The 13,688-nt window shown below is 44.1% G+C and carries 16 protein-coding genes; 10 read left to right on the top strand and 6 right to left on the bottom strand.

The annotated features are described in order from the left end of the window. Position 1: 1 nt before the first annotated feature. The 3 genes from Q5L94_RS02520 to Q5L94_RS02510 are packed head-to-tail and all read right to left on the bottom strand — an operon-like array spanning position 2 to position 2,600. Complete coding sequence (locus Q5L94_RS02520) at positions 2 to 820, bottom strand: LytTR family DNA-binding domain-containing protein (protein ID WP_317496906.1); 819 nt, start codon at positions 818 to 820, stop codon at positions 2 to 4. Beyond that, entirely contained in the window at positions 817 to 1,911 is a 1,095-nt protein-coding gene (locus Q5L94_RS02515) for a sensor histidine kinase (RefSeq protein ID WP_317496905.1), read from the bottom strand. Before Q5L94_RS02515 ends, Q5L94_RS02520 begins: the two co-directional genes overlap by 4 nt. After that, the gene (locus Q5L94_RS02510) at positions 1,911 to 2,600 is read right to left on the bottom strand and encodes a flagellar brake protein (protein ID WP_317496904.1); all 690 of its coding nucleotides are present in this window, start codon (positions 2,598 to 2,600) and stop codon (positions 1,911 to 1,913) included. The genes Q5L94_RS02515 and Q5L94_RS02510 overlap by 1 nt, the downstream gene beginning before the upstream one ends. Positions 2,601 to 2,676: 76 nt before the next feature. Between Q5L94_RS02510 and Q5L94_RS02505 the strand changes: the two genes are divergently transcribed. After that, positions 2,677 to 4,446, top strand: a complete 1,770-nt coding sequence (locus tag Q5L94_RS02505; protein WP_317496903.1) for a M61 family metallopeptidase — start codon at positions 2,677 to 2,679, stop codon at positions 4,444 to 4,446. On the opposite strand, the gene Q5L94_RS02500 is transcribed toward Q5L94_RS02505, so the two are convergent. The 3 genes from Q5L94_RS02500 to Q5L94_RS02490 are packed head-to-tail and all read right to left on the bottom strand — an operon-like array spanning position 4,443 to position 6,848. Beyond that, positions 4,443 to 5,264, bottom strand: coding sequence for a M23 family metallopeptidase (locus Q5L94_RS02500; protein ID WP_317496902.1), 822 nt, complete (start codon positions 5,262 to 5,264; stop codon positions 4,443 to 4,445). The two genes, Q5L94_RS02505 and Q5L94_RS02500, sit on opposite strands and share 4 nt — an antisense overlap. Continuing rightward, a complete protein-coding gene (locus Q5L94_RS02495) occupies positions 5,257 to 6,141 on the bottom strand; it encodes a 6-carboxytetrahydropterin synthase (protein WP_317496901.1) in 885 nt (294 codons plus the stop codon). The genes Q5L94_RS02500 and Q5L94_RS02495 overlap by 8 nt, the downstream gene beginning before the upstream one ends. Before the next feature lie 59 nt (positions 6,142 to 6,200). After that, the gene (locus Q5L94_RS02490) at positions 6,201 to 6,848 is read right to left on the bottom strand and encodes a LysE family translocator (RefSeq protein ID WP_317497195.1); all 648 of its coding nucleotides are present in this window, start codon (positions 6,846 to 6,848) and stop codon (positions 6,201 to 6,203) included. Positions 6,849 to 6,928: 80 nt separating this feature from the next. Between Q5L94_RS02490 and Q5L94_RS02485 the strand changes: the two genes are divergently transcribed. The 9 genes from Q5L94_RS02485 (at position 6,929) to Q5L94_RS02445 (ending at position 13,641) form a co-directional block, all read left to right on the top strand. Continuing rightward, positions 6,929 to 7,813: a LysR family transcriptional regulator gene (locus tag Q5L94_RS02485; protein ID WP_317496900.1), complete on the top strand. Its 885-nt coding sequence runs from the start codon at positions 6,929 to 6,931 to the stop codon at positions 7,811 to 7,813. A gap of 108 nt (positions 7,814 to 7,921) precedes the next feature. Then, entirely contained in the window at positions 7,922 to 8,440 is a 519-nt protein-coding gene (locus Q5L94_RS02480) for an acyloxyacyl hydrolase (protein ID WP_317496899.1), read from the top strand. A 75-nt stretch (positions 8,441 to 8,515) separates the two neighbouring features. Next, entirely contained in the window at positions 8,516 to 8,806 is a 291-nt protein-coding gene (locus Q5L94_RS02475) for a PepSY domain-containing protein (protein ID WP_317496898.1), read from the top strand. 21 nt (positions 8,807 to 8,827) lie between these two features. Then, positions 8,828 to 9,349: a cytochrome b/b6 domain-containing protein gene (locus tag Q5L94_RS02470; RefSeq protein ID WP_317496897.1), complete on the top strand. Its 522-nt coding sequence runs from the start codon at positions 8,828 to 8,830 to the stop codon at positions 9,347 to 9,349. Further along, positions 9,342 to 9,950 (top strand): GNAT family N-acetyltransferase, encoded by a 609-nt coding sequence (locus Q5L94_RS02465; RefSeq protein ID WP_317496896.1) that lies wholly within the window; start codon positions 9,342 to 9,344, stop codon positions 9,948 to 9,950. Before Q5L94_RS02470 ends, Q5L94_RS02465 begins: the two co-directional genes overlap by 8 nt. Beyond that, positions 9,947 to 10,600 carry a DNA oxidative demethylase AlkB gene (gene alkB / locus Q5L94_RS02460; protein WP_317496895.1) on the top strand — a complete coding sequence of 218 codons (654 nt, stop codon included), beginning with the start codon at positions 9,947 to 9,949 and terminating at the stop codon, positions 10,598 to 10,600. Before Q5L94_RS02465 ends, alkB begins: the two co-directional genes overlap by 4 nt. Positions 10,601 to 10,692: 92 nt before the next feature. Beyond that, the gene (locus tag Q5L94_RS02455) at positions 10,693 to 13,071 is read left to right on the top strand and encodes a YdbH domain-containing protein (protein WP_317496894.1); all 2,379 of its coding nucleotides are present in this window, start codon (positions 10,693 to 10,695) and stop codon (positions 13,069 to 13,071) included. Between the two features lie 12 nt (positions 13,072 to 13,083). Beyond that, positions 13,084 to 13,269, top strand: a complete 186-nt coding sequence (locus Q5L94_RS02450; protein ID WP_011234492.1) for a YnbE family lipoprotein — start codon at positions 13,084 to 13,086, stop codon at positions 13,267 to 13,269. A gap of 15 nt (positions 13,270 to 13,284) precedes the next feature. Beyond that, positions 13,285 to 13,641: a YdbL family protein gene (locus tag Q5L94_RS02445; RefSeq protein WP_317496893.1), complete on the top strand. Its 357-nt coding sequence runs from the start codon at positions 13,285 to 13,287 to the stop codon at positions 13,639 to 13,641. The last annotated feature ends 47 nt before the right edge of the window (positions 13,642 to 13,688 follow it).

Genomic DNA, 13,688 nt, shown 5'->3' with positions numbered 1-13,688 from the left:
ATTAGCTCAGAATAAGTTGTTTAATACGGTCTTTATAACTACGACTTACTTTCAGTTTTTGACCATTTTTTAATTGTAAATGATATTCGCCATTTTGTTGGTTACAGAGCTTTTCAACCTGCTTGATATTAACAATGGCCGAGCGATGAACCCGCTGAAACAGTTTAGGGTTTAAATCTTGTTCCAGTTCTTTCATTGTGCGTCGCAGAATATGGGTGTCATCACCAGCATGAATGCACATGTAATCTCCGGCAGCATCAATCCACTTAATGTCTTTGACCGCAACACGTGTTATTTCACCGCTGTCCTTTATGGCGATATAGTCCGGGTATTGGTCTGCGGTGATATTTTCGCCCGATGCCAGTTTCTCCAATAGCGTTTGAGTATCCTGTCCAGTGATTTCTGCAACTAAACTAATGAGTTTATCCTGATGCTCGTCGTTAACTGTCTGCTGTTCACTTATAACGCGATTAACACATTCTGCTAAGCGGTTATCATCAACGGGCTTCAGCAAATAATCTAACGCCCTGACCTCAAAGGCTTTGATAGCGTATGTGTCATAAGCTGTCACAAAAACCACGGTTGGCAACTCATGCCCTTTTTCCTGAATGGCTTTTAATACTTCGAAACCATTAAGCCCAGGCATTTGTATATCGAGAAAAATTAGATCAGGTTTGTTTTCGATAATGACATCGACCGCTTCTCTGCTGCTTTTGCACTCAGGCATTAACTGCAGTTGTTCAAACTCCTGTAAACGAATAGCCAAGCCCTTTCTGGCGAGGGGCTCATCGTCAATAACCAGAGTTTTCAATCGATTCATCTTTGACTCTCCAACATTTCCATCGGAATGGTAATACGAACACAAAGGCCGCTTTCAGCGCCCTTTAACATTTCAAAGCGATACTGCTTACCGTATAAGGACTTAAGCCTTTGACGAGTGTTATTAAGCCCGACACCGTCCTTGCGAAATAGCTTTTCCGGGTCTGTTTCTATTTTCGGACCATTATCACACACCTCAAGAATCAGGTTATCTCTTTCTGACCAGGAACGAACTCTGATTTTCCCCACCCCTTCTACGTTTGAAATGGCGTACTTAATTGAGTTCTCAATTAAGGGCTGACAAATTAAACTAGGTACCAGGGCGCTCTTGGTTTCATCTGACAAATGAATATCAATTTCAAGCATTTCATCAAAACGTACTTTTTCAATATCCAAGTACAAAAGCAGCGCGTCCACTTCTTTTTCCAGGGTCACTTTTTTAATTGGTTCGTTATCTAAAGAGAAGCGCAGGAAGTGGCTCAGTTTATTCACCATCAAATTGGCTTTCTCATTCTCTTTTAGCAAAATAAGCGTAGAAATTGCGTTTAAGGTATTAAATAAAAAATGCGGGTTCAGCTGATACCGTAGCATTTTCAACTGCGCCTGGTGCGCCATAGATGAAGCCAGTAACGCTTTTTGCTTCTCCTCCTGCAGCATTTGATAATATTTAATACCAAAGTAAAGCCCGCTCCAGCTAAGAATGATGTAGAACTTAGCCAAACTGTTTTTCAAATAGAAAAATGGGCTATCCGGGCGAAAACCAAATTTATAAATTTCCCAGTACGTTGCGTTATCGACAATGGCCCAGGCTACAGCGGTAATATAAGAAGCCACAATGGCAATTAAGACCATCAACGCCGGAGGAAACTCCCATATACGCCGATACAAGTAGCGGAGCGGAATGGTACTTAAAAAGCCAGCATAAGCACCTAAAATAATAATGAGGGTGTAAATATCCCGCATTTCATGCATTAGTGACCCTATGTAGTTCACCAACGCATAACCTATCCAGCCTCCCGCCTGCAGTAACCAGAAAAATCGATTCCGGTTATCCATCAATAATTGCCACTGAGTTTTTATCGGTTTTTCCATTAGACTGAGGACTCTAAACGCGATAATTCGTCAATATCCACCAGACTTCCGGAAAAAAGTGAATTAACCTCGTTTTTCTGGTTCCCCATAAATTGCACACCCAACTCAAGCTGGTCGTCTACTGGCTTTATTTGCCGGACTATAGCTTTAAGGGTTAAGTCACCATTATTTTTCTGTTCTATTTTAAGAGCAATTTTGCTGCCATTTTCCCAAAGTTCGTCTATGTTACCTTTTGGCTTCTCATGCTTAAGGCGGCACCCACTTTCTGATACATCCAGCACGTGCCCTCTGAAAGTCTTCTCCTCACCTTTTATTGACTGCCCTGAAACTGAAGCAGGTAAAAAGGCGTCAAACCTGCGCCCTTTCCTAATAACTCGATGCTCAACCTGATTTGGCCACGTAATAAAAAGCATCTTGGTTGGGTGAGAGATGACATAACTTATTTCACTGCGAAACGCACAAATTTCGCCATTTTCGTTTTCCAGAACAAAACGGACAATAACCGGGGTTTTCTCCTGCAAAAGATCTCGCATCTCGCTGTATTTACGCGCATCGGGCATATTAACGATAACCCAGCGCTCGTTAACGGCGCCGATAAAGTCCGAATAAAACCGAGCAGGAACGTTCGAATTGGACACTTGAACTTCTATTTTCTGGCCTGTGACGAGCTGCGAAATTTTGCTTGGCATAGGGGTCTCTTTGCGATGAATCAATATGTTACTATGATCGCTAGTTGTCAGGCTGTGTCAAGCAAAGGAGAACCTCTTGATTGCTTACGATATAACACCCATCGATTTACATGGGCATTTATTTAATGTCGCTCTCACTATTGAGCAAACTAACGATAAGCAGGAGCTCTGGTTACCTAACTGGATTCCGGGCAGTTATTTAATACGGGATTTTAGTAAGCACATTGTCGGCTTGCACGCCGAAAGTAACGGCCATCCTCTGGCGGTTGAGCAAGTAAGTAAGAATCGCTGGCAACTGGATCGCTCAAAACATCCTGTTACTGTTCACTATCAGGTATACGCCTGGGACTTATCTGTTCGCTCGGCTTATCTGGATCAGTTTCAGGGCTTCTTTAATAATACCAGCCTGTGCCTTGCCGTAGAGGGTCAAACTGACCTTCCCTGTGAACTGCATTTGCATGTGCCACCACAAGCCCCACATTGGAAGGTCGCAACCGGAATGCCCCGGAAAAATGGACAAGCACATTCCTGGGGAAGCTTCCTGGCTGATAATTATGATGCGTTAATCGATTACCCTTTTTTAATTGGAGACTTAACCATTGAGGAGTTTATTGCTCACGGCATTAAGCATTCTCTGGTTTTAAGCGGCCGCCATAATGCTGACACCTCGCGTATAACCGCCGATTTAGCAAAAATTTGCGAAACTCAAATTAGTCTGTTTGAAGAAGCACCTTTTCAGTCTTATACCTTCCTGACTATGGTGGTAGGAAATGGCTTTGGCGGACTGGAGCACAGAAACTCAACCGCACTGCTTTGCAGCCGTAAAGATCTAATCAGCGCTCATCAATACGAAATGAATGATGACTATCAGACCTTTTTGAGTTTGTGTTGTCACGAATACTTCCACAGCTGGAACATAAAAACTCTGAAACCACAGGCTTTTCTTCCTTATCAGTTGGAGAAAGAGTCGTACACTGAGCAACTCTGGTTCTACGAAGGTATGACGTCCTACTTTGACGACTACCTTCTGCACACCAGCGGCATTATTGATGAAAAGCGTTATTTAAAGCTCTTGGGCGACACCCTATCGCGGGTTGAGCGTGGTGCCGGGCAATATCAACAAAGTGTGACAGAGTCGAGCTTTCTGGCCTGGACTAAGTTTTATCAGCAAAATGAAAATGCGCCGAACAGCATTGTCAGCTATTACGCGAAAGGTGCTTTAATTGCGCTTAGCCTCGACCTCATGTTACGTCTGCAATCCAACCATAAATTGACGCTTGCAAGAGTCATGAAAGAGCTTTGGCATGAGTTTGGTAAAACATCCATTGGCACAGCCGACGACACGGTTATTAACTGGCTAAATCAGTATCCCGGCATCGATGTTTCCGACTTTTTGAAAGACGCCTTATACAACAAGGAATCGCTGTCGCTTGTGACGTTACTGCAAAACTTTGGCGTTATGGTTCAAAAACAGGTGCCCGTTGATGATAACAGCGTTGGTGGAAAAGCTTCGGAACACCCTGCGCGTGTAAACTTTGGAGCTAAGTACAAAGCGTCATCGCAGGGTCTTGACGTTCTTAACGTGTATCATGATGAAAGCGCTTATCACGCAGGTCTTTCTGCAGGCGACAAAATCATCGCAATTGACCATTTGCAGGTAACCGAGCAGTCGGTTAAACGAATTCTGGAGCGCTATATTCCCGGAGATACGGTGACGATTCATGCGTTTCGCCGCGACGAGCTAATGACACTGGAGCTTACCTGGCAAGAGCCCGCTAAAAGTAGCTATGTTTTAAGCGTAGAACAACCAGATAAGCTGAAAGGCTGGTTAACGCCTTCCGGTTAATCCTGATAAAGCTGGGGGAGTAAGGCCGGATCTAACCGTTCATTTCCCCAGTTAACCCGCCAGTCCAGGTGAGGTCCTGTAGCACGGCCTGTGGCACCTATAGCACCAATTGAGTCGCCCTGCTCAACTTTGTCACCAACCTCGACATGCAGTTCACTCAGGTGCAAATAGGTTGTGTTCACTTTATAGCCATGCTCAATAATGATGGTACCGCCTGAGTAAAATAAATCAGGTTCAGCCAGAACAACCTCACCCGGCCACGGCGCTTTAACGGGAGTTCCTGTTGGCCCTGCAATATCTTCCCCATAATGCGGATTACGGGGCTCGCCATTAAAAATTCGCTGACTACCGTAAACACCACTAATGCGGCCTTCGGCGGGCTTAGTAATTACAGTCAAAAAGTCCGTTCGTGTGGTTTCTTTTTGTCTGGCCAGCCAAACCTTTTCCGCTTCTTTTCTGGCTCGTTTTACTTGCTCCGGGTCTGGTGTAACGGTTTTTTGCGGTACGCCATCGACACGGTCAATCTTGTATTCACGAGGCTCTAGCTTGAGTTCTTTAGTGATAGTTTTCTCGCCTTTACTAACAACTAAGGTGTTTTCTAACTCAGCCTTGCGCGGAAAACCAAAAACAATATAACCCTGCTCCGTTACCTGCAGAGCTTCGCCATTCAGTGTTGCGGTAACACCGGGTTCAGACTTAGCGAGAATTAAAGCCCCCTGAGTCAATGAGCCCTTTATTTCTAACGGCAAAGATACATCGGCCGAGGCCACATTCACCGAACACAGCGCTAAAGCAGCGGCAACAATCATTTTACGCATAGGCTATTGCTCCTTTTCCTACCCCTTCAAAGGCGCGAACCTCTACAGCCTGACCCGCATGCTTAGATTTAATTTCTGCTGCCAGAAAATCCGCAATGCACTCCACTGTTGAGTCTGTCTCTATAACAAAGTTCTCTGCATTCGGAACAATAAGCTCAAACAGCCCCTGGTCCGCAACATAGCTGTAATAGGTGTGAGTTAAGTCGCTGGTTGCAGACGTTGCTGGCTCGGACAGCGTCAGTTCTGTCCTTGAACGGACGTCTTCGGTAGTGCCTAAATAAATGTCTTCCCACTTATCTGACCATTCTTTTTCCAACACCGGTTGGCGAATGTTATCCAGTCGAATTTGAATTTTTGAACGATGACCGTGAGCAATACGCTGGCAATTACCGTCGTGCTTTTTCAAGCCATGTGTGTAGTGATAATAAAAGCCATCGATATTTTCTGGTCTCAGAAACAGCTGCAGACCTTCGACATTAACCGGTAATTCGCGCTTTATAACGGCTTTCAAATAGTCCGTTACTGTCTCCATGGAAACAACATCGGCATCGATAAAGGCAAAGGCATCGGCCGGGCAAAACAAATGAATAGAACCTTGTTCCGGGCGCAGAAAATCGACCCAGTTAGCGCTGTCGTCAGAGTTGTGCGTTACTTTTGTATACGAATGCTCGGCCGGTACAACCAATTTATGGTCAACCGAATTATCGATAATGGCTTTAACTTGCTTTTTCACCCGACCGAAGTCGAGCACCATAGATTGTTCATTTAACGCGCCATCCAGCACGATATCGACAATCCAGCTTTCACCAACTACCCCCCTTTCCGGGCATAAGTAAGAGCAATCAATAACGGTCAAATCATTCACAAATAACTGCATAGTGAGCTGTTCTCATCTCTTCTTCGGTAACTGCAACCAGTATAACCTGAAACGCCTTATCAGATAAGCTCTATCAGGTTTGCCCATTCCCATAATAATTTTAGCGATAATAAAATAAGAGCGACTCCCATGGTACGGTCGACCCAATGACTGTAGTGCCAGAGTGTTTTAAAAATACGTGGTTGGGTCAGCAACCAGGTGAGAAATAAAAACCATAGGCCGGTCGCAACAATTAGATAAATACCGTAACCAAACTGGATAGCAAAAGGAGTTTCCGGAGCAATAATAGTGGTAAATAAGGTCAAAAAGAAAATTGTCGCTTTAACATTTAAGCCATTAGTAATAAAACCAACAATAAAAGCTTTCCGCTTACGCGGCTGGGTAGCAGCCAATTCACTATCGGACATATCCTTTCTGGGTTTAGCTTTAATGGCCTGAGTTCCAATGAAGCCTAAATACAATGCGCCGGCACAAAGTAGAGTCTGATAGAGCCAGTCGGTCTGGTGGATAATCAGCGCCACACCAATAAGAGAATAAGTAACATGAATAATGATTCCTGATGCCACACCTAAACTCACCCAATAACCAGCCTTGCGACCAAAACTCAGGCTGTAGCGTGAAACCACCGCAAAATCGGGTCCCGGGCTCGCGACCGCAAACAGGTGGATCAAAGCAATAGTTAAAAACTCACTCCAGTAAGACAACACAAACTCCTTATTGCGCAAATCAACTTTAGATGCCAGAATCAAAGTTACTTTTTATTAATTACAGATTACTATTAATCAACATGAAAAGCACTAAACTCCCCTCATTAAATGCATTGAGAGTGTTTGATGTCGCCGCCCGAAGTGGCTCTTTTAAACAAGCCTCGCAAGAGCTTGGGGTAACTCAATCTGCGGTCACCCGACAAATACAAACCCTTGAAGAACAGCTCGAAGTCCGTTTATTCCAGCGAGACAACCGGGTTCACTCGCTCACTCCTGTCGGTCTGGAATTAGCCCCTCAAATTGAGCAAATATTTGAGCAACTGGAGCGTACCATTGAGCGCACCCGAAACCTCAGTGACAATACAACAACCCAGTTAAACGTCGCAATCAGTTCTGAGCGACTGCGCTTTTGGTTAGCGGCAAAACTTGCCGACTTTCATTCTCTGTATCCGCACATTCAACTTAGCTTTAGTCGTTGTAATGAGTACTTTTTTAATGAAAGCGCCGCAGAAATGGCTTCAGCAATACAACATCAAAGCTGGGATCTTGCCATTGGTTATGGAAAGGTCACAGATAAGCACATTCAGTCCATTGTGCTACAGAAAAATCAAATGGTCCCGGTTTCTACCATTAAGACCAATGACTCACCTTTCCAGCTGCCCTGGTTAATAAACCCTGAAAACCCTGATCATCAGGCAATGTTAAAGACCTACAGTCAACAATTGAAATCCACACGTATTATTCATTGCAATGATGTACAAATGTCACTGGACTTATCGTCCGCCGAACAAGCCATGGCCTTAATTGACAGTAGTCTTATTACGCCCGGACTGTCTAATTTAAAAGTCTATAACGACTCCGCACAGCCCTGTCAGTATCCACTGAGCATCTTTTATCGCAAACGACAGAGGCAGCCAGTAGCCCTGGTTGCGTTTATAAAGTGGCTGCAAATGATAATTTCTTGAATAAAGACTAAAAAACGCGCAGTCAGTTAACCAAAGCTCATTTTCCATTTTACATACATTCATGTTTGTATGTAAAATATCGCCCCTTTTTGGTTATTGGAGAGTGATATGTGGTTAAGAGCATCACTGGTTGTACTAATAATATCGAGTTTTTCATCTTTTGCAGACGAGGTTCACGTTGCTGGAGCCTATTCCACAGACCAGTTACGCGGCATAAAAGCGGGTTATAGGATTACCAATCTGCCGGTAGAAATGCCCACCTGGTTAGGCTCACCCGATCTTCATTTAGAAGCTGCTTTAAATCACTGGCAGGATTCAAATAACACAGCGGACAACATTACCGCTTTTACCATTAGCCCTATTCTCTCCTGGCAAATAGCCGGAAACAAACGCCCCTTATTCGTTGAAACGGGTATTGGCGGCAGCTACTTTGATAAAACTCAGATAGGTAATCGTCGGTTATCTACCCAGTTTCAGTTTGAAGACCGGGTGTCACTCTCGTGGCAATACAGTCAAAGTTCTGATGCACGAGTAACTTTAGGGTATACCCACTACTCTAATGCCGATATCAAACGCCCGAATGACGGGCTGGACTTTGTATGGTTGAGCTGGGTTTTACCATTTTAATGTAAACAGAGCGTTAGCCTTATTCGGTTGAAGTTGCTACATTTGATTCTAAGTTTTATTCAAAATGGAGGTCTTATGAAGAACCAACTTCTTAAATTATCAGCTATTGCGGCTACCGGTCTATTTTTGTCGGCTTGCGGCAGCCCTGAGTCAGGTATGACACAGTGCACCATGGAGCCTAAAGAAAACTGGTTAGAGCAGGAGCAGTTTCAAGATTCGTTAAAAGAACAAGGTTATGAAATAAGCGAGTTTAAAGTAACTGACGGAAACTGTTATGAAATTTACGGATTTAACCAGAACAAACAGAAAGTTGAAATTTACTTTAATCCTGTAGATGGCAGTATTGTTAAGCAAGAAACCGAGTAACTCAGCAAGAAGGCAGTGCCAATGATTATTTGGGATAAATTTATCAGAGCTTTCCATTGGTTGTTGGTACTGTGTTTTTGTCTGAACTATTTTTTCCTAGAGCATGGCAGCAGCATCCACCAAGCTGTAGGTTACACTGCCGCAGCTTTGGTTATGCTACGTATTGTCTGGGGTTTTATTGGACCTCCCAATGCGCGCTTCAAAAATTTCTTTCCCTCATTCTCGGGTATCAAGAATCACTTTTATGAGCTAAAACAACGAAAAATGAAACAGGAACAGGGCCATAACCCACTCGGTGGCCTGATGGTGTTTGCTATTCTAGTTCTGTTTTTAGTTCAGGCTTTTACTGGCTTTCTTCGTGAAGAGATCGATGCACTGTATGGGGACAGCTTTTTAACCTCACTGCATGGCATATCCGCCAATATCATTTTCGCGCTTGTTATTATTCACATTATTGCCGTATTCATTACAGCTTATTTAGGTAAAATAGAACTCATTCGTCCAATGATTAACGGAAAGCGCCGACAACAACCTCATGACTGATAAAAACACTTCAAGAGAACGTATATACCAAGTTTCCAGTAACCGCGAACAAGCGTCTCACAAACTACGTTACGTGGAAGCTTCAGCCCCCGCAGAGCAAGATTGTCGCTTATGCGTCGGTTCGCTCACCGCAACAGACAGTTCGAAAAGCCAATTTACCATCACGAATACAGTCTATGACGACGTTGCGAAGTTGGCTTTTATGGAAAAGCAGCTCTACTCAAACCAGGCTTACCCTCCTCTGTTTTTCTACCAGGCTTTGCAGCAGTGGCCCAGCACGTTCTTATCGCTAAAAGTTGACGGCAAAGTGGCTGGCTACAGTCTTATAGCGCCTCTGTCTGATAATGCCGTAACACTTATGTCCTTACTGATTGGAAAAGATTTCCAGGGGCAAGGTTTAGGTAAGCAGTTGTTGCAACAGTCGATACGCCTGGCTCAAACCCTGCAGTGTAAACGGCTCGATCTCAGTGTCGCTCCAGACAACGAACCAGCCGTTCGTTTATATGAAAAGTTCGGTTTTTGTGTTACTGAGGCTGTTAAAGATTATTTGGGCCCCGGTGAAGACCGCCTTTTGATGAGCTTACCTTTAGCAAAGACATGACCTCTCTCGATTTATTCGGCAACTTAGGTTCTGAATCGCTGCGTTTGAATATCAGTGAGCAGGCAATATTGTTTCATCAGTTTTTAGCTAAAAATGACGATGCCTTGTTAACTGAGGTTCGTAGTGTCTTAAGGCGCTCCCCTTTACGTCATTTGCAAACACCTGCCGGGCATAAAATGTCGGTTAAAAGTAGTAACTGCGGCGAGTATGGCTGGCTGAGTGATAGAGGGGGCTATCGATACCAAAAGACCGACCCAGTCACCAAGGCGGCCTGGCCAAAAATGCCCTCTCTCATTAGAAGCAAAGCAATAGAGGCAGCAACATTCGCAGGGTTTGCCGATTTTCAGCCAGACGCCTGTCTTATCAACGTTTATTTACCCGGAGCAAAAATGGGACTCCATCAGGATAAAGATGAGACGGACTTTGAAAAGCCCATTGTGTCCTTTTCTTTTGGGTTACCTATCACCTTTATGTGGGGCGGTTTTAAACGCTCTGAGAAGTATCAGAAATTCAGTCTTCAGCATGCCGATGCGCTTGTATGGGGAGGAAGAGATCGCTTGAGGTATCATGGCGTTCAACAGCTTAAGGAGGCTATGCACCCATTAACCGGACGCTGTAGAGTGAATTTAACTATACGCCAGGCCGGTTAACCCGACTTTATCTTGAAGAGCGTATCAGTGCTGACTACAGTGACAAAGCGATAAATTAAAGAACATCGTTTATTAAAAGGGATAATGTCTAAATGAAGCTATGGCGGGTAATATCATTTGGTAGCTCCATGCTTCTCACGCTTCTGCTCATTGTGTTTGCTATAGCACTGTTCGGCTACTTGTATTTAAACCAGCAACTGAAATTAGCTGGTGTTACTGACTGGGAAGTTGAATTTGAGAAACTGACTGCCAGCCACATTGTGATTAAACGGCTGGAAGTAGCAATTGATTCTGTACCCGAATTGGAAGGCACCAGTCCCACTGCAGCGATAAACCTCACAAAGATACTTTCAATGGAAATGCCGACTTTATTACCAGAACGCATTGATATTAAGTCGCTACAATTGAAAGGTCGGCTATTGCCTGAAAGCGTCTCTGCAAGTCTTTCACTGATAAACAAGCAGCAATTGCGGTTAGAGCTCAATAGCCAGCAGCCACTTGTCGCTAATGTGAGAGTTATTCGACAAGATAACCAGGTAAAACTGAAAGCTCGCTACGACAACGCCCTGTTACAGGCTAATTATGACTACAACTCAGGGAAGCTTAAAGCCGGTGGTAGTTATCTTTTAGCGGCACAACAGTTTGCAGACAAAATAACAACCGAACCAGTGTCGGTTGATGCGAAGTGGAACGGTATTCTTTCACCTTATATTGAGTCAGCAACATTGGAGAGTCTTATTGCTGAATTGTCGGGCGAGCTTGTCGTGTCGATTAAGCAGCCCACTTTAATAAAGGTGACCGACACTACCACAACGACAACAGGTGAGCTTCAGCTGAATTTGAGTAAGGGTATTATGGAGTCTTATCGACTCGAGCTGAATAGTGATACTGAAAACTTAGCGTCGTTAATCGAGTACGATCTACCACTGCAATTGTCGTCGTTGTCCTGGGAGCTCAACAGCCGCGACAGCTTGGGCGTTTCATTGTCTAATGCTCAGCAGGCTGTTAATAAAGCTCGTTGGCCTCTAAAGCTAAATGCTGTAGCTAAAGGTGAAAAAAACAAAACAATTCGCCTCGCGTCTGAGTTATCGATACAACAAAAAAAATGGCAATTTAACTCGCTTGATCTCGATTATGTACAACTAAGTGCGGACAGCATTAAGTTTCCTGTTGCCGGGCAATCAATGGCGATAAGCAAACTCACCTCACAATTTGCAGGAACCGTCTCGACCACAGCTGCCGAACTCCACAGTACTAAGCCAACCCGCATTGAGCTTAATGCTTTCGACAACGACGCCCTAGCCATACTGAACTTCAATCAAATTTATTATCCGTACTCCGAACCTCATAATGCGCTTGCAGAATTTGACCTTAACATTCACAGCAACGCGATTAATTTCGAACCGATACGGAACCTCGAAGCCGTTTTTGACAGTAAATTTCAATATCAACAACAGCAACTGACAAGTGACGGAGAGCTCGTACTCGGTGACCATATAAAAGTGGCACACCATAGCCAAATTAATTCTGATCGGCTAAAGAGCAAAATTGAAGTTGGCAAATTCAACTGGCAGCAACTTCCACAACTGGACACCCTGCTGACGAATTTAGCGCCTCAGCTTGTTGTCAGTAAAGCAGCTATTAGTGGCCAAACCGATGTCACTTATTCCATAAATGATAACCGCTGGCACCTCGATAAGGGGCAACTAGAGATTCAACAAGGTGACTGGGTTTTTGATACCTTATCTGTGGTTAATAGCAATATTGATTTTGGTTTCACTGCCAATAACGAACAACTTAAGGTTAATAACGCGCAACTTAACATTGGTAGCGTGCAACAAGGTTTTGCACTGGGGCCAATCACCGCTGAATTTAGAGCCCAACTGCCCTTTCAACAACCTATGCAATCCACTCTCGATTTAACCAGTCACACCATTAAAGCTCTTGGTGGCAGCATAAGCATTCCCAACCAGAGTTACTCGTTAACCGACAGCTTTGTACTGCCCGTTGTGTTCGAAAAAATTTCGCTGGGTGAACTCATGCGTCAATATCCAAGCAACAAAATTTCCATAGATGGTAAGGTTTCAGGAACCATCCCTGTTTACTGGGATTCTAACGATTTAACGATAGAAAGAGGTTATCTGGATGCACTGGCACCCGGTGGTCACCTTCAGGTAGATTCATCCGCTCTGGTTCAACTTGCTGGCAGTAACCCCAGCTTACAGACTTTGGCAGGCGTATTGGGTAACTTCTATTATCGGCAATTGTCTACAACCGTTGATTACAATGACAATGGTAAATTGACCTTAGCAATAAAGCTAAAAGGCTCGAACCCGGAGCTTGAAAATGGACGTCCGGTTGAGCTTAACGTAAGCTTAGAGGAAGACCTGCCCGCATTGATAAAAGGGCTGCAAATAAGTAATAGCCTGAACGATGTTATCCGTAAACGAGTGCAGCAGAAAATCAACTAAACAGGGAATGATATGAAACGATTATTGTTATTAATAAGCGTGCCTTTATTCGTTCTGGGGTGTACCCCGACGGTACAGGTCGCAGCACCTAAAGAGCCTATTACTATTAACCTAAACGTCAAAATAAAACATGAAATTTACGTTAAAGTTGATAAAGCGCTCGACGATGTAATTTCTGAATCCAGTGGCCTGTTTTAACGACAAAGGAATGCAATGATGAAATATTTACTAACCGCAGTTTTAGTTGTTTTTATTGGCTTATCAAGCCCGCTGGCACAAGCTCAGCAATTAGACTTGCAACAGGCAAAAACGCAATTAAGTGAAGCCAAAGAAAAAGGTCTGGTGGGTGAGAGACCCGACGGTTACCTTGGGGTGGTCAAATCTACAGACACTGCCGAACAGATCGTGAAAAAAATTAATGAGGCCCGTCGTAACGAATATACACGAATAGCCAACGAAAATGACATTGCTGTCGCGGATGTCGAGCTATTAGCCGGCAAGCGTGCCATTGAACTGACTGAGTCAGGCCTTTATGTTAAAGTAGATGGGGAGTGGCAGAAGAAGCCTTAAACGGCTTCTTTACCCTTTCAGTAATGTCATTCGAGCCCAAAACACCG

The sequence above is a fragment of the Idiomarina sp. Sol25 genome, assembly GCF_033052775.1.
In the GTDB taxonomy this organism is placed as follows: domain Bacteria; phylum Pseudomonadota; class Gammaproteobacteria; order Enterobacterales; family Alteromonadaceae; genus Idiomarina.
Note: the sequence above shows the minus strand (reverse complement) of the source record. Positions and strands in the feature narration are given on the sequence as shown.